Source organism: Corynebacterium aurimucosum (assembly GCF_030408555.1).
GTDB classification, from domain to species: Bacteria; Actinomycetota; Actinomycetes; order Mycobacteriales; family Mycobacteriaceae; genus Corynebacterium; species Corynebacterium aurimucosum.
The window spans coordinates 1,888,367-1,915,356 of the sequence record NZ_CP047048.1 but is presented as its reverse complement, the minus strand read 5'-3'; the positions used below and the strand labels follow the sequence as shown (position 1 = coordinate 1,915,356).

The 26,990-nt window shown below is 60.9% G+C and carries 23 protein-coding genes; 10 read left to right on the top strand and 13 right to left on the bottom strand.

From position 1 onward, the window contains the following. Positions 1-335: 335 nt before the first annotated feature. The 6 genes from CAURIM_RS08985 to CAURIM_RS08960 all read left to right on the top strand — a co-directional run bounded on the left by CAURIM_RS08985 (position 336) and on the right by CAURIM_RS08960 (position 6,803). Positions 336-2,186, top strand: a complete 1,851-nt coding sequence (locus CAURIM_RS08985) for an HtaA domain-containing protein (RefSeq protein WP_201827725.1) — start codon at positions 336-338, stop codon at positions 2,184-2,186. 10 nt (positions 2,187-2,196) lie between these two features. After that, positions 2,197-3,243, top strand: coding sequence for a heme/hemin ABC transporter substrate-binding protein (locus tag CAURIM_RS08980; protein ID WP_070711523.1), 1,047 nt, complete (start codon positions 2,197-2,199; stop codon positions 3,241-3,243). Next, positions 3,224-4,267: a FecCD family ABC transporter permease gene (locus CAURIM_RS08975; RefSeq protein WP_070526571.1), complete on the top strand. Its 1,044-nt coding sequence runs from the start codon at positions 3,224-3,226 to the stop codon at positions 4,265-4,267. Before CAURIM_RS08980 ends, CAURIM_RS08975 begins: the two co-directional genes overlap by 20 nt. After that, positions 4,267-5,061, top strand: a complete 795-nt coding sequence (locus tag CAURIM_RS08970; protein ID WP_201827727.1) for an ABC transporter ATP-binding protein — start codon at positions 4,267-4,269, stop codon at positions 5,059-5,061. Before CAURIM_RS08975 ends, CAURIM_RS08970 begins: the two co-directional genes overlap by 1 nt. Next, the gene (locus CAURIM_RS08965) at positions 5,054-5,992 is read left to right on the top strand and encodes an HtaA domain-containing protein (RefSeq protein WP_201827730.1); all 939 of its coding nucleotides are present in this window, start codon (positions 5,054-5,056) and stop codon (positions 5,990-5,992) included. Before CAURIM_RS08970 ends, CAURIM_RS08965 begins: the two co-directional genes overlap by 8 nt. A 169-nt stretch (positions 5,993-6,161) precedes the next feature. Next, entirely contained in the window at positions 6,162-6,803 is a 642-nt protein-coding gene (locus CAURIM_RS08960) for a biliverdin-producing heme oxygenase (RefSeq protein WP_070744662.1), read from the top strand. A 177-nt stretch (positions 6,804-6,980) separates the two neighbouring features. Here the strand turns inward: CAURIM_RS08960 and glnA are convergent, their stop codons facing one another. Then, positions 6,981-8,414: a type I glutamate--ammonia ligase gene (gene glnA, locus CAURIM_RS08955; protein ID WP_070526582.1), complete on the bottom strand. Its 1,434-nt coding sequence runs from the start codon at positions 8,412-8,414 to the stop codon at positions 6,981-6,983. Positions 8,415-8,543: 129 nt separating this feature from the next. Between glnA and CAURIM_RS08950 the strand changes: the two genes are divergently transcribed. Next, positions 8,544-8,978 (top strand): RDD family protein, encoded by a 435-nt coding sequence (locus CAURIM_RS08950; protein ID WP_070526584.1) that lies wholly within the window; start codon positions 8,544-8,546, stop codon positions 8,976-8,978. Between the two features lie 265 nt (positions 8,979-9,243). Here CAURIM_RS08950 and CAURIM_RS08945 read toward each other — a convergent pair whose 3' ends face one another. The 8 genes from CAURIM_RS08945 to sucB form a co-directional block, all read right to left on the bottom strand. Further along, positions 9,244-10,029, bottom strand: a complete 786-nt coding sequence (locus CAURIM_RS08945) for a DUF4191 domain-containing protein (RefSeq protein ID WP_070526587.1) — start codon at positions 10,027-10,029, stop codon at positions 9,244-9,246. A 42-nt stretch (positions 10,030-10,071) separates the two neighbouring features. Next, positions 10,072-11,145, bottom strand: coding sequence for a lipoyl synthase (gene lipA, locus CAURIM_RS08940; RefSeq protein WP_070526590.1), 1,074 nt, complete (start codon positions 11,143-11,145; stop codon positions 10,072-10,074). 109 nt (positions 11,146-11,254) lie between these two features. Beyond that, complete coding sequence (lipB, locus tag CAURIM_RS08935) at positions 11,255-12,061, bottom strand: lipoyl(octanoyl) transferase LipB (RefSeq protein WP_201827733.1); 807 nt, start codon at positions 12,059-12,061, stop codon at positions 11,255-11,257. A gap of 69 nt (positions 12,062-12,130) precedes the next feature. Beyond that, positions 12,131-12,523, bottom strand: coding sequence for a glycine cleavage system protein GcvH (gene gcvH, locus CAURIM_RS08930; protein ID WP_070744658.1), 393 nt, complete (start codon positions 12,521-12,523; stop codon positions 12,131-12,133). A 42-nt stretch (positions 12,524-12,565) separates the two neighbouring features. Continuing rightward, complete coding sequence (gene gcvT, locus CAURIM_RS08925; protein WP_070526600.1) at positions 12,566-13,678, bottom strand: glycine cleavage system aminomethyltransferase GcvT; 1,113 nt, start codon at positions 13,676-13,678, stop codon at positions 12,566-12,568. Positions 13,679-13,681: 3 nt separating this feature from the next. Next, complete coding sequence (gcvP, locus tag CAURIM_RS08920) at positions 13,682-16,549, bottom strand: aminomethyl-transferring glycine dehydrogenase (protein ID WP_201827735.1); 2,868 nt, start codon at positions 16,547-16,549, stop codon at positions 13,682-13,684. Positions 16,550-16,632: 83 nt separating this feature from the next. After that, positions 16,633-17,778 (bottom strand): MFS transporter, encoded by a 1,146-nt coding sequence (locus tag CAURIM_RS08915; protein ID WP_201827739.1) that lies wholly within the window; start codon positions 17,776-17,778, stop codon positions 16,633-16,635. A gap of 258 nt (positions 17,779-18,036) precedes the next feature. Beyond that, on the bottom strand, positions 18,037-20,082 hold the full coding sequence (sucB, locus tag CAURIM_RS08910; RefSeq protein WP_201827742.1) for a 2-oxoglutarate dehydrogenase, E2 component, dihydrolipoamide succinyltransferase: 2,046 nt from the start codon (positions 20,080-20,082) through the stop codon (positions 18,037-18,039). A 148-nt stretch (positions 20,083-20,230) separates the two neighbouring features. Between sucB and CAURIM_RS08905 the strand changes: the two genes are divergently transcribed. Further along, the gene (locus CAURIM_RS08905; RefSeq protein ID WP_070743676.1) at positions 20,231-20,638 is read left to right on the top strand and encodes an oxidoreductase; all 408 of its coding nucleotides are present in this window, start codon (positions 20,231-20,233) and stop codon (positions 20,636-20,638) included. A 20-nt stretch (positions 20,639-20,658) separates the two neighbouring features. Here CAURIM_RS08905 and CAURIM_RS08900 read toward each other — a convergent pair whose 3' ends face one another. Next, a complete protein-coding gene (locus CAURIM_RS08900; protein WP_201827745.1) occupies positions 20,659-21,201 on the bottom strand; it encodes an isochorismatase family protein in 543 nt (180 codons plus the stop codon). Positions 21,202-21,229: 28 nt separating this feature from the next. Here CAURIM_RS08900 and CAURIM_RS08895 point away from each other — a divergent pair, with 28 nt between their 5' ends. Beyond that, positions 21,230-22,504, top strand: coding sequence for a glutaminase (locus CAURIM_RS08895; protein WP_201827748.1), 1,275 nt, complete (start codon positions 21,230-21,232; stop codon positions 22,502-22,504). 47 nt (positions 22,505-22,551) lie between these two features. Here CAURIM_RS08895 and CAURIM_RS08890 read toward each other — a convergent pair whose 3' ends face one another. After that, positions 22,552-24,051, bottom strand: a complete 1,500-nt coding sequence (locus CAURIM_RS08890; protein ID WP_201827750.1) for a leucyl aminopeptidase — start codon at positions 24,049-24,051, stop codon at positions 22,552-22,554. Between the two features lie 165 nt (positions 24,052-24,216). Here CAURIM_RS08890 and CAURIM_RS08885 point away from each other — a divergent pair, with 165 nt between their 5' ends. Further along, positions 24,217-25,320, top strand: coding sequence for a branched-chain amino acid aminotransferase (locus CAURIM_RS08885; RefSeq protein WP_201827753.1), 1,104 nt, complete (start codon positions 24,217-24,219; stop codon positions 25,318-25,320). Between the two features lie 9 nt (positions 25,321-25,329). Here the strand turns inward: CAURIM_RS08885 and CAURIM_RS08880 are convergent, their stop codons facing one another. Together CAURIM_RS08880 and CAURIM_RS08875 are read right to left on the bottom strand one after the other, a co-directional pair. Beyond that, positions 25,330-26,247 (bottom strand): nicotinate-nucleotide--dimethylbenzimidazole phosphoribosyltransferase, encoded by a 918-nt coding sequence (locus CAURIM_RS08880; RefSeq protein ID WP_201827756.1) that lies wholly within the window; start codon positions 26,245-26,247, stop codon positions 25,330-25,332. Between the two features lie 12 nt (positions 26,248-26,259). Beyond that, positions 26,260-26,952: a DUF3043 domain-containing protein gene (locus tag CAURIM_RS08875; protein ID WP_201827757.1), complete on the bottom strand. Its 693-nt coding sequence runs from the start codon at positions 26,950-26,952 to the stop codon at positions 26,260-26,262. Positions 26,953-26,990: the final 38 nt, after the last annotated feature.

The following is a 26,990-nucleotide window of genomic DNA, read 5'->3' as shown; positions in this document are numbered from 1 at the left end:
GATGCGCCGGGGAGTCTTTCGGGAAAGCGTCCAAACGCAGCCCACAACAAACACCAGCCCTACGCCAGCGATGAGTAGGTCTCCCTTCACTCCGCCGAACATGAAAACACCGACGGCGAATGCTAAAGCCACGCGTTCCGACAGAGTAGGGGGGAACTTTTGGGTCGGATCTACGTCGGGGTAGATGCCCCTGAAGATATCGGTGTGGGGGTGGCTGTGCATGCTGTTTCCTCCGGTCTAGTGATATGTTGACAGGCCTGTCAATTTAGGGCAGGATTACCTAAGTAAGGCAAGCCTAGCCGATAATTAGTATTGGATGAAACAAGGTTCTCAACATGATTCGCAATCTCTGGCGCTCAGCATGCGGTGTGGTGCTCGCAGCTCCCCTTGCTCTCGGTGCCGTTCCATTTTTGAACAGCGCCCCGGTAGCTCACGCAGAGACTTCCTGTACGTGGAACTGGGGGATCAAGCAATCCTTCCGAAGCTACATCAAAGGCAATATCGCCCGCGGCGGCTGGGGAGCCAGCGGTATCGGCTTTAGCGGTGATGAAAAAGGCAACGGTGCTTTTGTGTTCCAAGCAAGCGCGCCCACGTCCTCTGGCGGTACAGTCACCATCCCGTTCCAAGGCACGCTGAACTTCACAGGACATGACGGGGTTCTCGACATGACAATGTCGGACTTCAAGGTCATTGCTTCCGGTGACCAAGCAAAAGTGACGGTTGATTACGTTTCTTATGAACTGAACCGAAGCAACTACACCCGCGGGGCCCAGATTCAAGGCGACGATGAGGTCATCGCCACCATTAATCTGCAGGAGCCTGTCAAAGACAACGGCTCGGCAGTGAACCTGGCAGGAACCACGTCCCTTAGTGCCGGGGGAGTCAAGCTTTTCACGGGCTTCTATGAGCAGGGTGAAAAACTCGATCCTTCCTCAGGCACCATTGCGTTGGATGGATCCTGCTCTGGTTCTGGCGGCTCAGGCGGCAATGGATCTGGCTCGAAACGGAAGCTGAACTCTATTACCGGCACCTTTACGGGCTTCAACAAGGAAGCCATGGCTATTTTGTCCGAAACCAATGACACCATGAACGGTATCACCACGTTTATGGGCAATACTCAGGCTTTCTTGGATGAGTTGGACTCATTCAAGAAGCGGGGCGACACCAACTCGGCGGCTTCCGGAGCGTCGGCTAGCGCATCATCTGGAACCTCCGCCACTGGTAGCACCACTACTTCGGGCCTCAGCGGCAACGACCTTCCAGAAACAGTGGCAGCTGGCAGCGGAAACAGTAGTGGAGCATCAACAGCTGGCGCGTCGAGCTCCGGCGCTACGGGTGCGACGGGCTCGGCGGACTCTTCGTCTGGAGCATCCGGTGCAGCCAACGAAACCTGCCAAGCCACCGGTGTGACCCAAGCTACGGCGCAGTGGGGAGTGAAGAAGTCATTCCAGTCCTATATCACCGGCTCCATTGCGCAAGGAAAATGGGAACTCTCGGGAGTCGGATACAGCAATAGTAGATTCCAGTTTTCCGGCAACTCAGGCGCAGTTAAGGACGGCGCGGGTTCCGTGCGCTACGGCGGAAGCATCCAGTTCACCGGCCACCACGGCAAGCTCGACCTCAATATTGCGAACCTAGAAATCTCCTTCAACGGTAAAACCGGAAAACTAATCGGCGACGTGCGCTCCTCCAACATGGAAGGCGAGAAGAAGGACTTCGGACGCACCGCCATCGCCGACTTGAATTTCACGTCTCTGGATGTGGGAACAGATGCCGTATCGGGTGAAGCAACAGTATCCCTGACTGACGTTGGCTCCAAGGCATTCGCCGAATTCTATGAGCCTGGAACCCAGCTCGATCCGCTAAGTTTCAACGCCAGCCTGGGCGGAAACGCTGATTGCAACGACGCTAACGGCAGCACTAGCAGCGGAGGCTCGTCCAGCGCGGGAGATAGTGCCGGCTCTGGGGCGAAGAGCAACGGTGGCGTCAACTCCGACGCTGTGGAAAACGCACTAGCCAGTGACTCCTCGCAGGGCTATGAAGATGGCTCAAAGAAATTCCAGATCAAGTCCGCGAGCTCCGCGAACGGCACCACAGATGACCCAGTTACCTACCTCCTCCTGCTCATCGCCGGGCTCATTATCGCCGGAGGCTCCACCAGCCGCCTCATTATGAACAACTCCTAGAAAGATGGCCGTGAAACTACTCCTACGTTTCCTTATCCCGCTTCTGTGCATTGTGGGACTGACCGCCTGTGGCGTACAGGGAAGCTATACAGACCAGCTACCAGAACCGCAGGACCTCTCCGACCCTCGCTCGTTCGAAGGCGTTACTGAGGTCAGTGACTTCGTCGATATCGAGCCCGTAAGCACAAATGCCCAGCCCGCCCTTCCCGTGGAACTTACTGACGCTGATGGTTATGACGTCTCCGTCACGGACGTCTCGCGGATTCTGGCGCTGGATATTTATGGGACCTACACCAAAACGCTGAGTGGATTGGGGCTCGCGGACAATATCGTTGGCCGCACCGTCTCTTCCACTGAACCGAATCTGGCGGACCGTCCTGTTGTGACTGAAGGCGGCCACAATATCAATGTTGAGGCAGTCCTGGAACTTAACCCGACGCTCGTTATCGTGGACCACTCCATTGGGCCCCGTGATGCGATCGATCAGATCCGTGAAGCAGGCGTGACCACTGTGGTTATGGAACCGCAGCGGACCATCGACTCGGTTGACGAAGACATCATCACGCTGGGTGAAACCGTCGGGCTTCCGGACGAGGCCCGCAAGTTATCAGAGCGCTCCATCAAGGAAATAGATGAGGCGAAGGAAGCCATTAAGGCCATCTCCCCCGAGGAGCCAATGCGTATGGCCTTCCTCTACGCCCGTGGAAACGGCGGCGTGTTCTTCATCATGGGGGAGGGGACCGGTGCCCAGGACCTCATCGAAGGAATTGGAGGAGTCGACCTCGCTGCGGAGAACCACCTTTCTTATGCCGAACCTGCTAATGCAGAAGCGCTGGCCCGCATCAACCCGGAGGTCATCATCATGATGACCGATGGATTGAAATCCACAGGGGGAATTGACGGTCTGCTGGAACGCCCTGGTGTGGCTCAGACCATCGCTGGCCAAAAGCAGCGCATCGTCACCATCCCCGACGGTCAATCCTTGGCCTTCGGCCCTATGACCGGTCAGACGTTGGTCAAACTCGCAAAGGCTGTATATGACCCAGACAATGCATAGCGACGTCTTCACACGACGCCGCACTCAGCGGATATCGGTATTCGTATCCTTAGTGGTGCTTGCTGTTCTAGCGGGACTCATCTCGATCGCCCTCGGACAGTATTACGTTGCACTTTCTGATCTGTTCCCGATTCTGGCTTTGGGGCCGGGGCAAGAGTCCCTCACAGCCAGCGTGGTATGGAATATTCGCCTGCCGCGCTTGGTCTTGGGGCTCTTCGTAGGCGCCGCTCTAGGCGTTGCCGGCACGTTGATGCAGGCCATCTTTGCCAATCCTCTGGCGGAGCCATCCATCATCGGAGTGACCTCCGGTGCAGGTGTTGGGGCGTCTGTAGCGATCGTCTTCAACCTCACCTTCGTGGGAACTTTCACTGTGCCAGCGCTGGCTTTCTTGAGCGCACTTTTAGTTACCTTCATCATCTACCAACTTGCACGCCATAACGGTCGCGTCACGGTGGTTCACCTGATCCTCACGGGCATCGCCATTAATGCAGTGTGCAATGCAATCATCTCCTTCATGGTGTACCTAACACCGACTGCCAACCGGGAAGCCATCATCTTTTGGCAGATGGGTTCCTTCAACGGCTCGCAGTGGAAGCACGTATGGGTTGTTCTTCCCATCGTTCTTATCGGTATAGCAGTAGCCCTGCGTTTGGGCAGGCAACTTGACATTCTTGCGCTGGGTGAACGCGCTGCTGTGCACACTGGCGTAGATGTGTCTGTGTTGCGCATTGTGGCAATTGTGGCGTCCGCAGTGCTTACCGCAGCAGCTGTGTCCTTCGCCGGCCTCATCGGCTTTGTTGGGCTCATCGTTCCCCACTTGTTGCGCAGCATCGTAGGACCGCAAAATCATATCCTCATTCCTGCATCCGCCCTGGGCGGCGCGGTGCTAATCGGCTTTGCGGATGTGGCCGCACGAACCTTGATTCCCTTTGCGGACCTCCCAATCGGTATTTTTACCGCCTTAGTTGGCGGACCGACCTTCTTCATCCTGTTGCGCCGCATGATGCGAAAGGGGGTGCACTGATGCTGAACGTGGACAACCTCACCGTCCAAGTCGACGGGGCTACCCTCGTTGACAGCGTGACCTTTAATGCCCGACCAGGCGAGGTTACCGGACTAATTGGCCCGAATGGTGCGGGGAAGTCAACTGTCCTTGGCGCGATCGCGGGTGATATCGACTTCTCCGGTGAAATCAGTGTCGGCGGTTTGTCGCCGAAGACCTCGCCCCGTGAGCTCGCACGCAAACGTGCGGTGATGCTTCAGGATGTCTCGGTGTCCTTTGAATTTCTGGTACGCGATGTTGTCGCGATGGGCCGCCGCCCTTGGCGCGGAACGCCCCACGCCGAACTTGACGAGCAGTTTATCGAAGCCGCCCTTGAAACAGCTGGAGCCGCGCATCTCGCCGGACGCGATATCAGCACGCTTTCCGGTGGTGAACGTGCGCGGGTGGCCTTTGCCCGTGTTCTTGCACAAAACACTCCAATAGTCCTGCTGGATGAACCGACAGCGGCCCTCGATATCCGTCACCAAGAACAGCTACTGGGGTCTGTGAAAGCCCTAGCCCGCGAGGCAGGAGTAACCGCACTCGTGGTGCTTCATGACCTGAACGCGGCAGCTGCATATTGCGATCACATCGTGTGCGTCTCATGCGGGGGGATCGCAGCTCAAGGGCGCGTGGCGGAGGTTTTCACCGGTCCCATCTTGTCAGAGGTGTACGGCTGGCCGATCTCCGTCAACGAACTGCAGGTACAACCACAGCGTGCCACGCCCACAATCAATTCACTTTTCTCGCATCAACTGGAGGACTTCCATGTTTAAAAAAATCCTGGTGACCGCTATCGCAGCGACGGCGATTACTGTGCCGCAGGCAACCGCGGCAGAAGCAGAATCCTGCACCATCGAATCCGGTACTTTCAACTGGGGCGTCAAGCACTCTTGGCGCTCCTACATCAAGGGACGAATCGCTAACGGTGACTGGGAGACGACCGGAACGGTGAAGGAGAACGGCGACCCTACGGGTGGTGATTTCACCTTCGGTTTCGAAGTCGATCCGGAAGCGTCCACAGTCTCGGTGGACGAGGCCGGCAATGTCACTGCATCGAAGATCAAGGCTAAAGACTCTTCGATTACGTTCACTGGCCACCACGGAGCGCTGTACTCCAAGATGACCAACCCATTCGTGCAGACCGAAGGTGATAAGGCCCAGCTCGGCTCCGGCTACGAGGCCTACTTTGTTGAAGGCAAACACATGACGCAGTACACCCCGGAGGACCGCGTTGAGGCCAACAAGCGCACAGGTGAAGGGGCGTTCGGGAACGGTAAGGCACAGTGGAGTAAGGACGGGGATACCCTTACGCTTTCTGCTTCCGACGTTATGTACGAGCGGCAGCCCGGAACGAACGATTCTGGTGATGTTGAGGGCGTCGACTACCTGTTCATGGGCATGTACGGTTCCGACTACAACCCGGAGGTGGATAGTGCGCAGGTAACCCTCAAGGTCGCCCCGGGCTGTGGCCAGAAGAAGGACAATGGCAAGGATCCGTCCGACGGGGAGAAGCCGAAGCCCCAGACGCCTTCGGAAGATAAGAACCTTAGCTCGGGTGAGAACTCCTCTTCTAGCTCGAAGGTCACCAACTTCTGGAACTATTTCCTAGGCATTGCGACTGTTGGCAGCATGATCGCAATTCTGTGGCAAGCATTTGTTAAGTCCGGTGCTTTTAACAGTGCGCGTGTTTTCTTTCAGCGATAAACCCTAAGACACACTGCTGACAGTTCAAGAACGACGTAACGGGTGTGGGGTGCCGATGAGAATTGGTGCCCCACACCCACGTCAGCCTAATCCCCTTAATTTTCGATTTTGAGTTTTTCTAACCTCAACTGATTTGTAGTTTTTCTAAATAACACCGTGGAGAAGAACAGTGACTACCACTCTCAATAAACCTTTGTCCGTTGCGTTGCGTGAGGCGACTGCGCGTGCGCATGAGCATGCGGAGAATTCGGCATTCATGCAGCGCCTGTTGTCAGGGGAGCTCAATAAGTCAGCCGTGGCTGATTTGGCCGGCCAACTGTGGTTTGTATATGGAGCTCTCGAGAACGCCGTTCGCAGCGTGGCGACTACTCCCATTGCCGGTGCGGTAGCGGATCCGCGGTTGGAACGTCGTCAAGCACTGGAAGCAGATCTGAAAGTGCTAGTCGGCGAAAACTGGCGTGAGGAGATTCGCATTCTTCCAGCGACGAGGACCTATAGCGCGCGCTTAGAAGAAATAGTGGGCAAGCCAGTAGAAGTGGTAGCCCATCACTACGTGCGCTATCTCGGTGATATTTCCGGTGGGCAGGTGATTGCAGCGCGCCTGGGAGCCCATTACGGAGTACCTCCTGAGGCACTGAACTTCTATGACTTCACGTCGATTGGAAAAATCCCACCTTATCGTGCGGGATACCGCGAGCGCGTGGATAGCCTGGAGCTTACCGTTGAACAGCGTGAAGTCATGCTCTCGGAGGCCGAGCGGGCTTTCAACTTTAATTCGGGTATCTTTGCTGAATTAGGGCGCCTCTATTAGCCGGCGGAACACTCGCCTGCGTGGCCGGTAGCCCCTGTAGTTAGTTTCAGAAGCTGCGCCATTGGGCTCTCGCGTGCCGGGCTCAACATGACACAACCCACGGAATCCGTGAAGGAAACCGTGGGTTGTGTCTTGTCGGAGGGTGCTAAAAGAAGGGGTCAGATACCCACATATCCTTTAGCAGTCGTAGTACATCTCAAATTCCTGCGGGGTCGGGCGCAGGCGGACCGGTGCGATCTCGTTCTCACGTTTGTAGTTGATGTAGGTCTCGATGAGATCCTCGGAGAAGACATCGCCCTCGGTGAGGAACTCGTTGTCTTCCTCAAGTGCTGCGATGGAGGCCTCCAGGGAGGTCGGTGCCTGCGGGATGGAGGCGGCCTCTGCCGGCGGCAGCTCGTAGAGGTCCTTATCCACCGGAGCGTGCGGCTCAATGCGGTTCTTGATGCCATCGAGGCCCGCCATCATCATGGCAGCGAAGCCAAAGTAGGGGTTGCCCGACGGATCCGGCGCACGGAACTCGATGCGCTTGGCCTTCGGGTTGGAACCGGTAATCGGAATACGGATAGCAGCCGAGCGGTTGCGCTGCGAGTACACCAGGTTGATCGGAGCCTCGAATCCCGGAACCAGGCGGTGGTAGGAGTTCAACGTCGGGTTCGTGAACGCCAGCACAGCCGGTGCGTGGGCCAGGATGCCGCCGATGTAGTAGCGAGCCATGTCGGACAGACCGGCGTAGCCGGCCTCATCGTGGAAGAGCGGCTTGCCGTCCTGCCACAGGGACATGTGGGCGTGCATACCGGAACCATTATCGCCGGCCAGCGGCTTCGGCATGAAGGTTACGGACTTCCCGAACTGCTCCGCGGTGTTCTTGATGATGTACTTGAAGGTCTGAATATCATCAGCCGCGTGCAGCAGGGAGTTGAAGCGGTAGTTAATCTCGTTCTGGCCGCTTCCCACCTCGTGGTGGAAGCGCTCGATAACAAAGCCTGCCTTCTGTAGCTGCTCCACCATGGCGTCGCGGACTTCGCCGTGCTTGTCGACGGGTGCCGTAGGGAAGTAGCCGCCCTTCACGCGAGTCTTGAAACCGGTGTTCGGGGTGCCATCGAAGTTGGTCTCAGAACCGCGGTTCCACCAGCCCTCATCGGTATCAACCTCGTAGAAGCCGTTGTGTACGTCGGTGCCGTAGCGAACAGAGTCGAAGATATAGAACTCAGCCTCGGCGCCGAAGTTACAGGTATCTGCGATACCGGTGGAGGCGAGGTACTCCTCAGCCTTGCGGGCGATGTTGCGCGGGTCGCGGCTGAAAGGCTCCAGGGTGAACGGGTCGTGGACGAAGAACTTGATGTTCAGTGTCTTCGCGGTACGGAAAGGATCCACAAAGGCGGTCTTCGGATCCGGCAACAGCGTCATATCGGACTCATCGATGGTGGTGAATCCGCGGATGGAAGAACCATCAAAAGCGAGGCCTTCGGCGGCTGCATCTTCAGTAAATTCCTCGGCCGGAATAGAGAAGTGGTGCTCAGTGCCGGGGACGTCCGTAAACCGGATGTCAACGAACTTGACGTCCTCTTCCTTGATGAATGCGATGACGTCCTGGATTGTCTCAAAGGACACGGTGGTCTCCTGTTGGTTGACGTGTAGTACTCCCGACTAGTTTACAGGTATTGGCTTCGTTACCGGGGTGTCTGGGGCACCTAGAGGTAAATTTTCTGCTTCGCGGAGCCGACAGCTAGATTGGTGAGCATGGCAGATAACAACGACGGCTTTGAGCACGGGCAGTGGCCTGGGCAAACATTGGGCTTGCCTAAGGAGGGCTCAGGCGCTCTGGCTTCTGTAATGCGGCGCACTTTTGGCGTCCTCATTGACTGGATTTTGGCGATGATCATCGCCAACCTTCTCGAACTCGTTACGGATTCGCTCGGCGGTCCAGCTTTCTTGGGCTACGCCGTGTGGGTGGTCATGGGCATCGTGTGCGGTTGGCTCTTCGCCCGCACTCCGGGAATGGCCATTCTCGGCATGGGCGTGGCGCGTCTCGACGTGCCGGGCACTTCTGTCGGTTTGTGGCGGGCGGCGGTCCGTACGCTGTTGACCGCTGTGCTTTTCCCCGCAGCGATGGTTGATGCCGACGGCCGTGGCCTCCACGACCGCGCCACCGGCACCGCCGTCATCATGGCCTAAAGCTTGGTCAGCGCTAGCCGGTCGTATCCACCACAGATGCCCCACAAATGGTTCCCCTGAAAAGGTTTGTTTGGGGGCAAGCAAACCTTCTTCATAACGCTAGATGGTTTACTTGGGGTCAAGTAAACCATCTGAGTAGAACCATCTGACGAAACCTGGTCACGAAGGCTAGGACGGTCCTAAAGCAACGAAGAACCGCAAGGTAAAGAAGGGGTCCCTTCCGAGAATCTCGGGAGGGACCCCTTCTTGTGTGGAACAAGGTAGCTTATTTGCCGCCCTTGCGCTCCTGCATGCGGCGCATGCGGCGGTTCATGCCCGCCATGTTCTGAGCCTGTCGGGGCATCGGGCCCTTGGGCAGACCCGGGGTGGTGCCCGGAAGATCATCCATGGCCTCGATGCGGCGAATGTTCTCGTAGGTTTCGTTCTTGTTGTAGTTGCGCGGCAGCTTCATGATGTGGGTGCGCAGCTTGGACACCGGAACCTCATCCTCGCCATTGCCCACGAAGACCTCGTACACCGGCACGCCGCCAGCCAGGCGGTCGACGCGCTTCTTCAAACGGTTGAGAGTAGGGGCGACGCGCTTGCGGTCACCCTCGACGACGAAAATGACGCCCGAGTTACCAATCACGCGGTGAACCAGATCCTGCTGGCGGGTCGCAGCCACGCCCGGCTTAACCTTCCACACCACACCAACGGTGTTGCGTAGCTGCTGCTCCAAAGCCCAACCGGCGACACCAGGTTGGTCTTCCACCTTCTTGTACATGTCGCGCTCAAGGCGGCGGGTGAACAGGAACATGGCGAGCATCGCGCCAAGACCCAAGCCAATGATGAGCATGAACCACTGGCCGTTGAAGAGCATGCCGATAAGGAAGAAGAGCAAGCCCATGCCCAAGAACGCAGCCAGCATGATGGGGATGAGAGCCTTGTCCTGCTTGCGCTGCATGTTGAACGCTTGCCACATCTGTGACCAGTTCTGCTTGCGCTGGGCGCGCTTTGCTGCGCGCTCCTGCTTCTTCGCTTCCTTCAGCGATGCCTTGTCGTCGTTAGCCATGGCTCCTACTTTAGAGGTCAGAGGGTCAAAAAGAGAATCGAACTAGCGAATAGTGGACGCCGCAGAGTTCGGGTTCGCTGCACCAGTCGGGGTCTTAACCATGCGCGTGGTCACCGGAGTTTCCTCGGAGGGGCCGTACTTCTCCAGAAGCGTGGAGGCCTCCTGGGCGGTAGCACCCTGGGAAGTCTCAGCCAAGTGCTTCAGGTTCTCCGGAAGCTCAAGCCCGCGGGCTTCCATGGCCTGCACGTAGAGGCGGCCAGCGCGGTAGGAGGAGCGGACCAGCGGGCCGGACATGACGCCGCCGAAGCCGAGCTCCTTGGCCAGCTTGGAGTGCTCCACGAATTCCTCCGGGCGCACCCAGCGCTCGATCGGGTGGAAGCGCGGGCCGGGGCGCAGGTACTGGGTGATCGTGATGATGTCGCAGCCTGCCGAGCGCAGGTCGCGCAGTGCTTCCTCAATCTCCTCGGCGGTTTCGCCCATGCCCAGGATGAGGTTGGACTTGGTGATCAAACCGAAGTCGTGGGCCTGGCGGATGACGTCGAGTGAACGCTCATAGCGGAAGGCCGGGCGAATGCGCTTGAAGATGCGCGGTACCGTCTCCAGGTTGTGGGCGAAGACCTCAGGGCGGGCTTCAAAAACCTCTTGGAGCAAATCCGGCTTACCGGAGAAATCCGGGGTGAGGTTCTCCACGCCGGTGTGTGGGTTGAGCTCATGAATCTTGCGCACCACCTCGGCGTAGAGCCAGGCACCCTCGTCGGGCAGATCATCGCGGGTCACGCCGGTGATGGTGGTGTAGTTGAGATCCATCTCCTGGATGTTCTCGGCGACGCGGCGCGGCTCGTCGCGGTCCAGTTCCGCTGGCTTACCGGTAGCGATATCGCAGAAATCACAGCGGCGAGTGCACTTGTCGCCGCCGATGAGGAAGGTAGCCTCGCGCGATTCCCAGCACTCATGAATATTGGGGCAGCCAGCCTCCTGGCACACAGTGTGCAGAGAAGCACCAGACACGCGAGATTTCATGTCCTCATAACCAGGGCCGGTGCGAACCTGGTTGCGGATCCAGCGTGGCTTCTGTTCGATGGGCGACTCCGCATTTTTCTTCTCAATGCGGAGCATCTTGCGTCCTTCAGGCTTAACAGTCACGGAACCTCACTTTACGCGTTAGAGTTAGCTCTTCCTAATACAAGTCCTGCGAGAGCCGGGTTTATTCCACCGAGGGTATCTTCTATTTTCCTTCAGCTGCTTTGCGGGCTTGGCGCGCCTTCTCGTTGGCCACCTTGATGGGATCAGGCGCCGAAGCAAAGGTGTGGTCGGCCACGGTAAGTTCGCCGGAAAGGGCTTTGAGGAGGGCGTCGAGAAGCGGCGCTTCCGCTTCCTGAATGGTGACCTCGCGGCCAAGCTCTAGCGAGAGGGTTGACACGTCGGCATCGTCGATGCCGCAGGCGACGATGTGCTCGTAGTATTCCAGGGTATTGGTGCAATTGAGGGCGAGGCCGTGCATGGTCACGCCGCGGGTAATGCGGATGCCCAGGGCGCCTAGTTTGCGGTCGCGCTTCGGAGCGGCCGGATCGGCGGCGCGGGTGGTGGAGGGGACCCACACGCCAGAGCGGCCATCGATGCGCCCGGCGGTGCTCACGCCGAGTTCACGGACGGCCTGGATGATGGCTTCCTCGAGGCGGCGGACGTAGTCAACGACGTCGACCGGCTCCGCCAGCTTGATAATGGGGTAGACCACCAGCTGGCCCTCACCGTGCCAGGTGATGCGCCCGCCGCGGTCAACGTCAATGACCGGCAGGCCATTATCGGGCATTTCTTCCGGCTGGGTGCGCTTGCCGGCGGTGTAGACGTTGGGGTGCTCCACTACGAGGATGACATCCCCCTGCGTGCCCGCCGCCCGCGCCGCGGCGAGCTCGGCCTGCAGATCCCATGCTTCTTGGTAACCCATGCGGCCCAAGCGGCGGATCTCCAGTGGCTCGTCAGAAGCGCGGATGGAGCGGTCGGCGGGAAAGAAAGGTTCGCGGGGAGCAGTCATGAACCCAATCCTAAACCCCGCGATAAATCAGCCCGAAAGGGGCTGAGTGTGCGCTGCTCAAGCGTTGTTTTAGTCAACGCCGTTGGCGGAGGCGTATTCGTCGGCGGTCATCAGCTCGCCGACCTCAGAGACCTCGACCTCGAAGAGCCAGCCCTCACCGAAGGGATCGTTGTTGATGATTGCGTAGTCATCGTGCACGGCCTCGTTGACGGCGGTCACGGTGCCGGTGACAGGCGAGTAGAGGTCAGACACGGACTTGGTGGACTCCACCTCGCCGCAGGTCTCGCCGTGCTCGACGGTATCGCCCACGGCCGGCAGCTCGGCGAAGACGACTTCACCCAGGCGGTCAGTGGCCACGGAGGTGATGCCGATGCGGACGGTGGAACCAACGACGGAGTCAGCGGTGGCGTTGATCCACTCGTGGTCCTCGGAGTAGGAGAAATCGGAAGGAAGGTTAGCCATGAGAAGAGGTGTCCTTTCGGTAGTTGACTTCAGTAGTGGAGTTTACTTATCGCGCTTGTAGAAGGGCAGCGCGGAAACCTCGAAGGGGTAGCGCTTGCCGCGGATATCCACCTCGACGGCCGCACCCGGCTCGAGGCCAGCTGCGGTATCGATGAGCGCGAGTGCCACAGGGTGCCCCAGGGTGGGGGAGGGCTGGCCGGAGGTCACCGTGCCTACCTTGTTCTCACCCACGTAGACCTCGGAGCCCGCACGGGCCGCGCGGCGCTGGGAAGAGACCAATCCGGTGATAACGGCCTGCGGGCCTTCCTCAGCGCGCTGGCGCAGCACCTCAGAGCCCACGAAGTCCTGCTCCTTCTTGGCAAAGGCGCGGGACATCCCGGCTTCTACCGGGGTGATATCGCGGGTGAGCTCATTGCCGTAGAGCGGCATGCCCGCCTCCAAGCGCAGGGAGTCGCGCGCTGCCAAGCCGCAGGGCTTAATACCGTATTCCTCGCCGGCCTTGAGCAGCTCTTCCCACAGCTCCGGGGCATCGGAGTTGTAGACGATGAGCTCGAATCCGTCCTCGCCGGTGTAGCCGGTGCGGCAGATAAACGCGTACTTGCGGGCCACCTTGCCGGTCATCGCAGCGTAATAGGGCAGGTCCATCACGGCCTGCTGCTTGGTGTCCTCCACCAGCGGGACGAGGATCTCCAGCGCCTTCGGGCCTTGGACAGCAATCATGGCCACATCGCGGGACTCGTTCTTCAGGTCCACGTCGAAGCCCTCAGCGCGCTCGTTGAGGGCCTCCCACACGGTGTCGGCGTTGCCGGCATTGGGCACGACCAGGAACTTGGTTTCTTCCAGGCGGTAGGTGATGAGGTCATCCATGATGCCGCCATCCTCAGCACAGATCATGGAGTACTTCGCCTTGCCCTCCTTGAGAGGCACCAGGTTGGAAATGAAGCAGTAGGAGAGGAACTCGGCGGCGTCTGGGCCGTTGACCCAGATTTCACCCATGTGGGACAGGTCGAAGAGGCCCGCGGCATTACGCACCGCGCGGTGCTCCTCAAGCTCGTTGTCATACTTCAGCGGCATTTCCCACGGCCCAAAGGGCGTGAAGGTAGCGCCGAGTTTCTCGTGCTCAGCGTGCAGCGGGGAGTGCAGGTAGTCAGTCATTGATTAAACCTCCTGGTTCTCGTCGGAGTAGTCAAAGGCCTCTGGCGGCGGGCAGGTGCACACCAGGTTGCGGTCACCGTAGGCCTCGTCGATGCGGCGTACCGGCGGGAAATACTTATTAGCGCGCAGGGAGGTCACCGGGTAGGCGGCCTGCTGGCGGCTAAAGGCAAAGTTCCACTCGTCGGCGGCGACGGACTCGGCGTTGAACGGTGCATGGTGGATGACGGAGTCCTCGTAGGCCACCTGGCCGTCGATAATCTCCTGGATTTCGGCGCGGATGGAGCGCATAGCCTCGATGAAGCGGTCCAGCTCACCCAGGTCCTCGGACTCGGTGGGCTCCACCATGAGGGTGCCGGCGACCGGGAAGGACAGGGTCGGCGCGTGGAAGCCGTAGTCCACAAGGCGCTTGGCCACATCGGCGGCGGTGACGCCGGAGGCGTCGGTCAGCTCGCGCAGGTCAAAGATGCATTCATGCGCCACCAGGCCGGCATTACCCGTGTAGAGAACGGGGAAGGAATCCTTCAGGCTCTGCGCTAGGTAGTTCGCGCCGAGGATGGCATGGCTCGTGGCCTCCGTGAGTCCTTGCGAGCCCACCATGGCCAGATAAGACCATGAAATCGGCAGCACGCCGGCCGAGCCGTAGCGCGATGCGGTGGACGGCACGCCGGTGCCTTCTGCGGCCGGCTGTGTGGGGTCCAGCTGGGGATCGTTGGCATCCGTCGGCAGGAAAGGTACCAAGTGCTTGGCGACGCCCACCGGGCCCACGCCCGGGCCACCTCCGCCGTGCGGGATGGTGAAAGTCTTGTGCAGGTTGAGGTGGGAGACATCGCCACCGAAAGCACCCGGACGGGCCCAACCGGCCAGCGCGTTCATGTTCGCGCCGTCGATGTAGACCTGGCCGCCTGCCGCGTGGACCTTGTCGCAGACCTCGCGCACTTCCGGGTCGAAGACGCCGTGGGTGGAGGGGTAGGTAATCATGATGCCGGCGACGTGCTCACCGTGCTGCTCGAGCTTGGCATCGAGATCAGCAACATCAATGGAGCCATCGTCAGCGGTCTTGACCACTACAACGCGCAGGTTGGCCAACGTCGCCGACGCGGCGTTGGTGCCGTGTGCCGAGGCAGGGATGAGGATGACATCGCGGCCGTGGTCGCCGTTGGCCACGTGGTAGCGGCGGATGGCCAACAGGCCTGCCAGCTCGCCTTGGGAACCAGCATTTGGCTGGATGGAAACCTGCGCGTAGCCGGTGATTTCGGCGAGCCAGGACTCGAGCTCGTCGATCAGCGCGCGCCAGCCAGCGGTGGTTTCCTCCGGGGCATAGGGGTGAATGCCCGCGAACTCCGGCCAAGAGATGGGTTCCATGGCGGAGGTGGGGTTGAGCTTCATCGTGCACGAGCCCAGCGGGATCATCGTGCGGTCGAGTGCTAAGTCCTTATCCGCCAGGGTGCGCAGGTAGCGCAGCATCTGGGTCTCGGAGTGGATGGAGTTGAAGATCTCGTGCTGCAGCGGCTCCTCGGAGCGCTGGACGGAGGACGGAATCTCGAAGGAGCCAGACGCGGCTGGCTCGGAATCAGCGGAGTCTGCGGCGCCGAAGGCAGCGGCCAGGGTGTTGACATCCTCGTTGGTGGCGGACTCGCCGAAGGAGACCGAGACCTTGTCCGTGCCGATGGCGCGCACCAGGTAGCCCTGCTCCTGCAGCTGAGCCTTGATGGCGGCGGCAGCCACGCCTGTGACAGTCACGGTGTCGAAGAAGTCACGGGAGATAATTTCCTTGCCCGCGTCGGTGACTGCTGCAGCGAAAGCAGAAGCGCGGTCGTGCACACGCTGCGCAATCTCCTGCAGCCCCTGCGGGCCGTGGTAGACGGCATACATGGAGGCCACATTGGCCAAGAGGGCCTGCGCGGTACAGATATTGGAGGTCGCGCGCTCGCGACGGATATGCTGCTCGCGGGTCTGCAGGGCCAGACGGTAAGCGGGGCGGCCGGCGGCGTCCTTGGACACGCCCACGATGCGGCCCGGAAGCTGGCGCTTGAGCTTATCCGTGACGGACATGAAGGCCGCGTGCGGACCACCAAAGAAGAGCGGGACGCCGAAGCGCTGCGAGGAGCCGAGGACGATGTCTGCGCCCATCGAACCAGGTGCTTCCAGAAGGAGCAGCGACAGCGGGTCAGCCACGACGGCAGCCAGGGCGCCGCGGGTGTGCAGCTCCTCGATGGCAACGCGCGGGTCGACGATATCGCCTTCGGTTCCGGTGTAGGCCAGAACTGCGCCAACGAGGTCTTCGCCGACGATGCCATCGCGGACATCAGCAATCTCGACCTCCAGCTCGATGGCTCGGGCACGCTCGGCGGCCACGGCGAGAACCTGCGGGTGCAAGCGCGAATCCAACAGCACGCGACGGCCCTTCTTCACCGCGCGGGCCATCAGGCCGATGGCCTCGGCGGTGGCGGAGGCTTCGTCGAGAAGCGAGGCGTTGGCGATGGGAAGGCCGGTCAGGGACTCAATCATGGTCTGGAAGTTCAGCAGTGCCTCGAGGCGGCCCTGCGAAATTTCCGGCTGGTAGGGCGTGTAGGCGGTGTACCAGCCGGCATCCTCCAGCAGCCCGCGACGAATGACCGCCGGGGTGAGGGTATCGGAGTAACCCTGGCCATAGAAGGACTTCAGCACGACGTTCTGGGAGGCGTACTCGCGCAGCTTCGCCTGTGCATCATCTTCGCTCAAAGCCTCCGGGAGGTTGAGCGCCTCGGTGGCGCGGATGGAGGTCGGCAGGGCGGCATCGACAAGCGCGTCCACGCTGTCATAGCCCACTGCCTTGAGCATCGTCTCACGCTCGGCTGCATCGGGGCCGAGGTGACGAGAGATGAAATCCATATGGTGAATCTCCTTCGTGGCGATAGTTTGTGTGACCTAAACTGCCCCCAAGTATAAAGCGTATGCCATGACATTAACCCCGGTTACCCCTTAAAGCGGAGGCGCAGCGCCACGGCAGTCAGCGCCGCGACAGCGAGTCCAATGATGAAGGCGGTGGAATAGCCTGTGACAGGGCCCAAAAGCGAGAGAATGAAGGGGGCAAAGAAGCCCAGATAGGTCAGCGAATAAAACACCCCCGTTGCTGCCCCAAGCTCCGCCGGGTGCGCGATGGCTTGGGTTTCCGCGAGACCGCTGAGCATGCCAATTCCATAGGAGCTGCCCATGATGATGGCCGCGAGAGGCAGAAGGAAAACTGCCCAGTTATGTTCCGCCGCGGCGAGGATGACGAGGCACAGGGCCATGCCTATGGCGGCCAGCACCATGCCATGGAACGCGGTCACGCGGATGCAGCCCGCGAGCTGTTGAATGACTACGCCGCTGCCCATGGTGAGTAGGGCACACAGGCCAGCGATGAGAATGGGATGGCGCAAGTGCTCGCTGAGCTGTGAGGGCAGGAAGACGAAGGCGGTGGTGGCGGAGCCGAAGACCCACGGTGCATAGGCCACGACCGGTAGGTAGCGGGGGCTAAGCAGGCTGGTGGGGATTAAAGAACGGCGCGACGAAGCCGTTTGGACAGCTTTCTGTTCAGGCACGGTCCACACGAGGGGGACCACGACGAGCGCTAGGCCGATGTGCAAGAGATAAGGCAGGACGGTGGGCCAGGGGAGGAACTCCGCGGCGGTACCGGCAACGCCGGGTGCCGACGCGAAGCCGGCTGACAGTGCGATAGAGGAACGCTTCGCGCCAACGCTGAGGTGGGTGCTGAGCTCCTTGATCCAAGCAGCACCGGAAGACATGGCCAGGCCCACCGCAGCCCCGGCACACAGGCGGCCGAGCAACAAGGGGAGGAAGGCACCGCCTGCGCCGCTGAGGAAGACCAGTGAGCCAGCAGTGGTGATGAGGACGGCTGGGCGCATGATGGCTCGGCGGCCCAGCGAATCGGAAAGTGGGCCGCCAATGAAGAGAGCCACCATGATGCCGAGGGCATAGATGCCGAAGAGGAAGGTCGTTTGCAGAACCCCTAGTTCGGTGGTGACTTGGTAGACCACGACCATCGGGGCGAAGAGATTAGCGCCGCAGGCGACGAGGAACATGCCTAAAGCGACGCGGAACCACTTCTGAGAAACCATGCGGCACAGTCTAGTGTGCTGAATCACAGTGATCAGGTCTTGGTGGCAAGACGTTTAAAGAAAACGCGCCTACCTGCCAAAGTTGGCGCAGATCTCTGAAAACCGTGCAATAGTTTTGGCAGATAGGGCAGTTGCGGCGCCACTGAGCGATGTCACCGAGCTGTGTTTGCGGGGTGGAGGAAAGCCGGGTGGAAAACGACGAAGCTCCCCCGCCGCAGTGGCGGGGGAGCAGCCTCTTAAGACTTGGAATACTAAGTCTTAGAGGTCAAGGTCGGCTTCGAAATCTGCGGTTTCGAGGCGGTCCTTGATGGTCGTGATGAAGCGACCAGCGTCGGCACCGTCGACCACCTGGTGGTCGTAGGTGAACGGCAGGTAGCACATCTGGCGGATGGCGATGGCGTCCTGGCCGTCCTCGGTCACGACGACCGCGCGCTTGGTGATAGCGGCGGTGCCCAGGATGCCGGCCTGCGGCGGAACCAGAATCGGGGTATCCAGCAGGGCGCCCTCGGAGCCGATGTTGGTCACGGTGAAGGTCGCACCGGTCAGATCGTTCGGCTTGAGCTTGTTGTTGCGTGCCTTGTCAGCCAGCTCGGCGATCTTCTGGGCAATCTCCGGCAGCGTCAGTTCCTGGGCCTTGTGGATGACCGGGGTCAGCAGGCCCTTCGGGGTGTCCACGGCGATGGCCACGTTGACGTCAGCGTGGTAGGTCATCTCCTTGGTCTCCGGGTTGTAGGAAGCGTTGACGTTCGGGTGGGAGACCAGTGCCTCAACGGTGGCCTTCACAATGAACGGCAGGAAGGAGAGGTTGGCCTCGTACTTATCAATGAACGCCTGCTTGGACTGCTTGCGCATATCCCAGATGGCGGTCATATCGACTTCCTGGACGTGGGTCAGCTGAGCGGAAATCTGGAGGGCCTCAACCATCTTGGTCGCCGTGATCTCGCGGATACGGTTGACCTTCTGGGTGGTGCCGATGAGCTCCTGCTTCTCCGGATCCACGGACTTGGTGGACCAGCGAGCACGCGGGTTACTGGAGGATGCGCTAGCGGAGGAAGCCGGAGCTTCACCCTCGCCAGCAGCGGCCAAGACGTCCTGCTTGCGGATGCGGCCGCCGACGCCAGTGCCAGAGACAGTGGAGAGGTCCACGCCGTGCTTTTCAGCCAGCTTGCGCACCAGCGGGGTGACGTACGGGACGTTATCGCCGTTGTTGACCTTGGTGGAAGTCTCGGATGTCTTCGGCTCCGAGGGCTGGGAAGCAGCAGGCTTCTTCTCCTCTGCCTTCGGCTCTTCCTTCTTCTCTTCGGCCTTGGGCTCTTCCTTCTTTTCTTCCTTGGCGGCAGGCTTTTCGGAGGCTGCGGCGGAGCCGTCGCCTACGCGGGCGATGACGGCGCCGACGTCGACGGTGTCGTCTTCTTCGGCGAGGATTTCAACGAGGGTGCCGGCGACCGGGGACGGGATTTCGGTGTCGACCTTGTCGGTGGAGACCTCGAGGAGTGGTTCGTCGACCTCGACGGTGTCGCCGACGGACTTCAGCCACTGGGTGATGGTGCCCTCGGTGACGGACTCACCGAGCTCCGGCATCTCTACGTCGGTGGCGTCACCAGAAGCAGCGGGCTTGTCCTCGGACTTCTCTTCGGCCTTGGGCTCTTCCTTCTTTTCTTCTGCCTTCGGCTCTGCCTTTTCTTCCTTGGCGGCAGGCTTCTCGGAGGCTGCGGCGGAGCCGTCGCCTACGCGGGCGATGACGGCGCCGACGTCGACGGTGTCATCTTCCTCGGCGAGGATTTCAACGAGGGTGCCGGCGACCGGGGACGGGATTTCGGTGTCGACCTTGTCGGTGGAGACCTCGAGGAGTGGTTCGTCGACCTCGACGGTGTCGCCGACGGACTTCAGCCACTGGGTGATGGTGCCCTCGGTGACGGACTCACCAAGCTCCGGCATCTCCACGTCGGTGGCGTCACCAGAAGCAGCGGGAGCCGCAGACTCGGCGTCCTCAGCAGGCTTGTCCGGGGTCTCGGCAGCCTTCTCAGAAGAGTCCTCCGACTCCTCGGCAGCTGGTGCGGACTCGCCCTCATCACCGATGATCGCGATGACCTCGCCCACGTCTACGGTGTCATCTTCCTCAGCCTTGATTTCGAGGATGGTGCCGGCGACCGGGGAAGGGATTTCGGTGTCGACCTTGTCGGTGGAGACCTCGAGCAAAGGTTCGTCGACCTCAACGGTGTCACCGACGGACTTCAGCCACTGGGTAATCGTGCCTTCGGTTACAGATTCGCCCAGTTCGGGCATCACAACAGAGTGTGCCATAAGTATTAAGACTCCTCGAAAGTTGGAATTTTTGAAACGCTAGTGATTGATTCTACAGCGTGTTTATAAAAGGCGCGCATGGGTGGGGTTAATTGGGGCATCCTCCGCGTGAAGTGGCTGAAGGTGGCCTCCGGTAGGCTAAAGAGCCATGTTCAACCCCTTCCGCCGCAATAGCTCTAAGTCCCAACTGCGCCCACCCCGCGCACCGGGGGAGACCATTCGCGCTGAAGATGCGCAGGAGCTTCAAGCCTGGGTTCAAGGGCGGGCCTATGTTGAGGCATTTGTGGAGCCGGAGACCGTGGTCAACGAGATGTCGGTCGTTGTGGTTGATGAAAGCGGTGCCTTCATCCGCCGCCGCATCGGCGGGCCTAAGGGGATTGACGCGGTGGCGAAGCTTCTGGGCTGCGATGTCTATGACGTCGAAGAGACTGGTTACCCGCAGCGCATGCGCGAGCGCATCGAGCGAGAGCGCATTCTGCGCAAACGTGAGGAACAGCGCGAGCGCCGCGAACGTTTTGAGCAGCGCCAGCAGCAGAATGAGCGCGACGACAGATAATCAGTTACAACGCCTGGTGCCTAGCCTTGAACGATGGTGGCGCCTGCCTTCGCTAGTTCCTCCAGTGCGGCGGCGCCGCGGGCCTCGTCGACGGGCGCGCAATAGTCTGCCAGAACCCGCGCGGTGAAGCCTTCCTTCAGGGCGTCGGCAGCCGTCGCGCGCACGCAGTGATCGGTGGCAATGCCAACGATGTCCACGGCGGTGACGTTGTGCTCGCGCAACCAATCCGCCAATGAAACACCATCAGCCGCGCCCTCGAAGCCGGAGTAGGCGGCGGTATATTCGCCCTTCTTGAAATAGGCCTGGGCGGGCCCGATGGCCTCGTGCATCGCGGCGCCGAAAGAATCAGCCACGCAGTGCGTGGGCCAGGTATCAACGAAGTCGGGATTCGCAGAGAAATGTGTGCCCGGGTCGATATGCCAATCCTGTGTCGCTACGACCGTGTCATAGGACGTCTGTAGCGCACCGATGCGCTCAGCAACCTCGTTACCACGTTCAGTGCCGAGGGCTCCGCCGGGGCAAAAATCATGTTGGACATCGACAATGATGAGTGCAGGTGTCATACGCGGCAATTCTATACCCTGGGAAGCGATGAAAACACCGATTCCTTTTTATCTACAGAAGATTCTTGATGGCGTACACGATCACGATTCCGGTGAAGTAGCGGACTACATCCCGGAACTGGCCAGTGCGAACCCAAATCAGTTGGGGGTTGCGCTGTGCTCAGTAACGGGCCACCTTTATAGCGCCGGTGACGCGGAAAGCCGCTTCACCATCCAGTCCATCTCAAAACCATTTGTGTATGCTCTCGCGCTGAGTGAGCTGGGGCTTGACGCGGTGCGTGACGTCGTCGGCCTCGAGCCCTCCGGGCAGGCTTTCAACGAGCTTTCGCTGGCCAAAGACCACCGCCCAGTGAATCCGATGATCAACGCTGGTGCCATTGTGGTCAACCAGCTCATCAACGGCGTGGATTCCACCGTGGAAGATCGCGTGGAAAAGATTCGTTCCTTCATCTCCAAGCTGGCGGGGCGCGAGGTGGACGTCGACAAGCGCCTGTGTGACTCCGAACTGGAGCACGCCGAGCGTAACCTCTCCCTCGCACACATGCTGCGCTCCTATGGCATCATTCAGGACGATGCCCACGATGCCGTGCTGTCCTATACCTCGCAGTGCGCGCTGTCGGTCGATGCGCGCGACCTTGCCGTCATGACCGCGACCTTGGCCAATGGTGGGCGCCAGCCGGTAACAGGAGAGAAGATTCTAGACGCCGATGTCTGCCGCATGACCCTGGCGGTGATGAGCTCTTGCGGCATGTACGACGGCGCTGGGCGCTGGATGGCGGAGGTGGGAATCCCCGCGAAGTCCGGCGTATCCGGCGGGCTCATTGGTACGCTGCCGGGGCAGAGCGGCGTGGCGACGTTCTCGCCGCGCCTTGATGAACAGGGCAATAGCGTGCGCGGCACCGCAATCTTCCGCGAGCTCTCCTCGGACATGGGCCTGCACCTGATGTCCACAGAGAACCGCTTCGGTGTGCACCCAGTACGCAGCGTTGATGAAGATGATGAGACGGCGATCATTCGACTGCAGGGTCATATCAACTTCACCGCCACGGAAGCCATCCTCCACGAGCTGGAGGAGCGCCAGTTCTCCGGCAAGCGCTTGGCCTTGGACTTCTCCCAGGTCTCTGGGCTGCACAAGGTGGGCCGGCGCATGCTCAAGGAAGGCCTGCGCCGCCTGCGTGAGGAAGGCAACGAGGTCGCGCTTGTCGACGATGACGGGCTCGTCACCGACCGCGCCATGTCAGATGGCACCGTCCTCCCGTTGGCGGACAAGGAGGACTACGTCATCGCCGGCGAAGAAGTGTGAGCGGCCTCAAGCCGCTCACACGGGAGCCGAGTTGAAGACGCTCTGATCTAGGCTTCTGCGATCTCGCGTAGCGCTGCCACCACGGTGCGCACCGGCACACCGGTAGCGCGCTTCGGGGTGTAGCCGCGCGGGGCGGAACCATTCCAGGACGGGCCGGCGATATCGATGTGGGCCCACTCGATGCCCTCGCCCACGAATTGCTTGAGGTAGGTGCCGGCGAATTCCATGCCGCCCTCACGCTTAGCGTTGATGTTGCGGATGTCCGCGGCCTGGGACTTGATCTCCTCGTCGTGCTCTTCCAGCAGCGGCATGGCCCAGGCATTCTCACCCACCTCGCGGCCGATTTCGGCCAAGCGATCGCGGAAGACCTCAGAGCCCATGATGCCGGAGATGCGCGAACCCAGCGCCACGATCTGTGCGCCGGTAAGGGTTGCGGTCTCAATGAGGTAATCCGGCTTATCCTCGCTGGCGCGGGCGATGGCGTCCGACAGCACGAGGCGGCCCTCAGCGTCGGTGTTGAGGACCTCGGAGGTCAGGCCGCCGTAGTGGGTAATGACATCGCCCGGGCGGGTGGCACCAGAGCCCGGCATGTTCTCCGCCAACGGCAGGGTAGCGGTGATCTGAACCGGCAGCTTCAGCTTGGCCGCAGCAATGATGGTGGCCGCCATGGCAGCGGAGCCGCCCATATCCGAAATCATGTCCCACATGCCATTGCCCGGCTTCAAGGAAATACCGCCGGTATCGAAGGTGATGCCCTTACCCACGAGGGCCACGTGCTTCTTGGCCTTCTTGGGCTTCCAGCTCAGGCGCACCAAGCGCGGTGGGCGGGCCGAGCCCTTGCCCACGGCCAAGATTCCGCCGAAGCCCTGCTTCTCCAGCTGCTTTTCATCGAGAACCTCGACGTCAAGACCGGCCTCCTTGGCCTGGCCGGAAAGGAAGTCGGCGTAGGACTCCGGGTAAAGCTCGTTGGCGGGGGCATTCACTAGGTCGCGGGCGAGCAAGACGGACTCGGCCACGGTGCGGGCGGCCTCGAATTCTTCGGAAACAGACTTATCGGCCACGACCACGAAGGTGGCGGGCTGTTCCTTGTCCTTGAGCTCGGTGGAGCGGATTCCGCGGTAGGCATAGCCGCCGAGGATGAGTCCCTCAACGGCGGCCGTAACGCCGAAGTCCGCCAAGGTGGTCACGATGGTGCCCACGCCCGTGGTAGCACGGGCTACGGAGCCGGCGGCGCGGCGCAGAGCTTCATCGTCGAGCGCCTCAACGTCACCCAAACCCAGCGCGATGACCTGGGCGGCACCTGCCTTCTGTGGGGCAGGAACCTTCACGATTTCCCCGGCCTTACCCGTCGCGCCCACGGCGGCGAGAGCCTCATACGTTGAGCGCAGCGCGGAGGAACCGAGCAGAGAAGTACCCGGCACCTCGAGCCCCTCCTCACCAGCAAAGGTAGCGATGAGCAGGGCGTCCGCCTGCTTGGGGGCCTTCTTGGCCAACTCAACGGTGGGGAATAAGCCGCGTGCGGGCAGTTCGAACGTGGAAGAAGCCACGATGTCCTCCTTGAGAAAATGACAATGGGATACTCCTCACACCCTACCCGTGTCCATGACGTGGAACGCGGAAGGGCAATGTGTACGAAGACTGACTATGTCACTCGGTATTTCGCTTGGGCATTTCTGCACTTCTATAGGTGTCTGGGGAGTACGCTGTGAGGCATGTTGAATTACACCGTGACGCGAACTGAAACCCCCACCTCCCCGGAGCGCCTGCAGGAGATTCTGGCGAACCCGGGCTTTGGTAAGTACTTCACCGACCACATGGTGACGATTGACTGGACTGAGGACAAGGGTTGGCACGACGCGCAGATACGCCCTTACGCGCCGTTTAGCATGGACCCGGCCTCCACCGTCTTCCACTATGGCCAGGCCATCTTCGAGGGCATCAAGGCTTACCGCCAGCCTGACGGCAGCATCGCCACCTTCCGCCCAGAGCAGAACGCGCAGCGTCTGCAAGCCTCTGCTGAGCGCATGGCAATGCCGCAGCTGCCAGAGGAGGAGTTCATTGAATCCCTGCGCCAGCTTGTCGACGTCGACCAGGCCTGGGTCCCCGAGGCTGGCGGCGAGGCAGCCCTGTACTTCCGCCCCTTCATGATCGCTACTGATGTCTCCCTGGGCGTGCACCCGGCGCATTCTTACCGCTATGTCGTCATCGCCTCCCCGGCGGGCGCGTATTTCTCCGGTGGTATCAAGCCGGTGTCCGTCTGGCTGTCCACCGACTATGTACGCGCCGCTCCCGGCGGCACCGGTGCAGCGAAATTCGCCGGCAACTACGCGGCTTCGCTGCTCGCGCAGGCGCAGGCAGCGGAGAAGGGCTGCGACCAGGTGGTGTGGCTGGACGCTATCGAGCGCACCTATATCGAGGAAATGGGTGGCATGAACCTCGCCTTCGTCTACGGCGAAGAGGGAAACCAGACCCTGGTCACCCCAGAGCTGTCGGGCTCGCTGCTGCCGGGCATTACCCGCGCCTCGCTTCTGCAGGTGGCCGAAGACATGGGGCTGAAGGTGGAAGAACGCCGCATCACCTACAAGGAGTGGGAGCAGGATGTTGCCTCCGGCGCCATGGTGGAGGCCTTTGCCTGCGGAACCGCGGCCGTTATTACCCCGGTGGGCCACGTTATGGGCACCGATACCGACTTCCACATCAACAACGATGAGGCGGGTGCTACGACGATGGCGCTGCGCGAGCGCCTCACCGGCATCCAGCGCGGGTCCGTGGAGGATACCCACGGCTGGCTGCACACGCTGGTTGAAGCGAAATAAGTGGGCTGCCTAGGCGAGCTCGGCGGCCAGCTGCACCAGCGGCAAGGCCGCGAGCGCGCCGAGGGGGAAACCTTCACTCAGGTTTAAATCAAGCAGTGGGTTAAGCCCCAGCTCCTTGAGAGCGAGGGCGTGCGCCGGTTCGGGGGTGGTGGTTCCCGCGCGAAGCCAGCCCTTCACACCGGGCGCAGTGCGCTCGGCTAGGACGGCGGCGGTGGCGGCGAGGGGGCCGTCGATAAGCACCGGCGTTCGCCGCGCCGTGGCCTGCGCGATGAAACCCACCAACGCCGCGAGAGCCGGGGAACCGATGGTCTGCACGACCTCCCAGCCCTCTAGGTTGCGGGCGCGGAACATGGAGTCGCGCACAACGCTCACGCGGGCCTTCCACATCGCATCCGTGATGCCGCTGGCCAGAGTATTCGTCCCCACAATCGCTACCGGTTCGGTGTGGGTGATCCGGCCCATAACACTGGTGGCAACGGTCTCCGTGTCGATTCCACAAGCGGACGTGATGAGCAGGTCGGCGCCGGAATCGATCTCCCGATCTGCCGTGGTCATGCCTAGGCTGAGGAAGGACTCGCACTCCTCAGGGGACATGGCGGTAGTGCTGTCGTACGGTTCAGAGTTTTCGGAGTCGCCGCTGGTGCACTCGACGAAGTCGATGCCCGCCCCTGCCCGCTGCGCAGCGCTGAGGAGATTATCGCGCCACTGTTCCTCATCAGTGGGGGAATGCTGCGTGATACCCACGCCGTCGACAGTGCGTTCGGCAGTGGGCCGGGCGTCTTCAAAGACGATGGCCCGGGGCCGCTCAAGAGGTGTGGCCTGCGGAGAATCCTGCGCTGCCGCCAGCCATGCAGCAATCTCTGCCATGCGGTTTGGCTGTGCTGCGGTTGAAGGGCGCAGCTGGGGAACCGCGGTGAATTCAGGCATGTGTCCTCCGGCTTAGACGGTAGCTCCGCGCTCCACCTGTGGACGCGGCGTGCGCCACTTGCGCGGTTGGGAGGCGCGGGAGTACGCGTAGAACCCTAGACCAAAACCGGCCTCGGTGGTGCCGGGGAACTTCAGGCGCACTGCGTTGTTGCATTTGCGCGCGAGCCAGAATCCCTCGACAGCGAAGACTACGATGACCGCCATGGCGCCAATCGAGATGATCTGGGACAGGCGCGGGTCCCGGGTGCTGACGAACATGAGCACCAGCAGCACGATGGCAAAGGGCATGACCCACTCGTTAATGAAGCGGTGGGAATCTACCCAATCGCGCACGTAGCGGCGGACCTCGCCCTTATCGCGGGCGAGGAGGTAGCGCTCGTCACCAGCGGCCATGCGCTCCTGTGCCACCTTGTTGCGCTCGCGGGACTCTTGGCGCTCCTTGCGCTTATATTCCTTCCACTCTGCCTTAGACATGGAAGCCTTGAGTTCCTTGCGGTGCTGGTAGCGCTGCGCGTCCGACATTCCCCGGGGATCACGCTTGACGCCGCGGGCGATTTCCTGCGCATCACGCTTAGGCGTGGGGCGGCCTTTCGGCGGCGTGTAGCCCTTGCGGTGCGGTTTCTCGGCGGCGGGTTGCTCTTCCGGCGTCGGGGTGTGCTCGGCGGGGGAAGAAGTCTTGTCATCTTTTTGCCACGGAAGTTTCACGCTGTTTAGCGTACAAGGTCGCGCGGACATAACGGGAA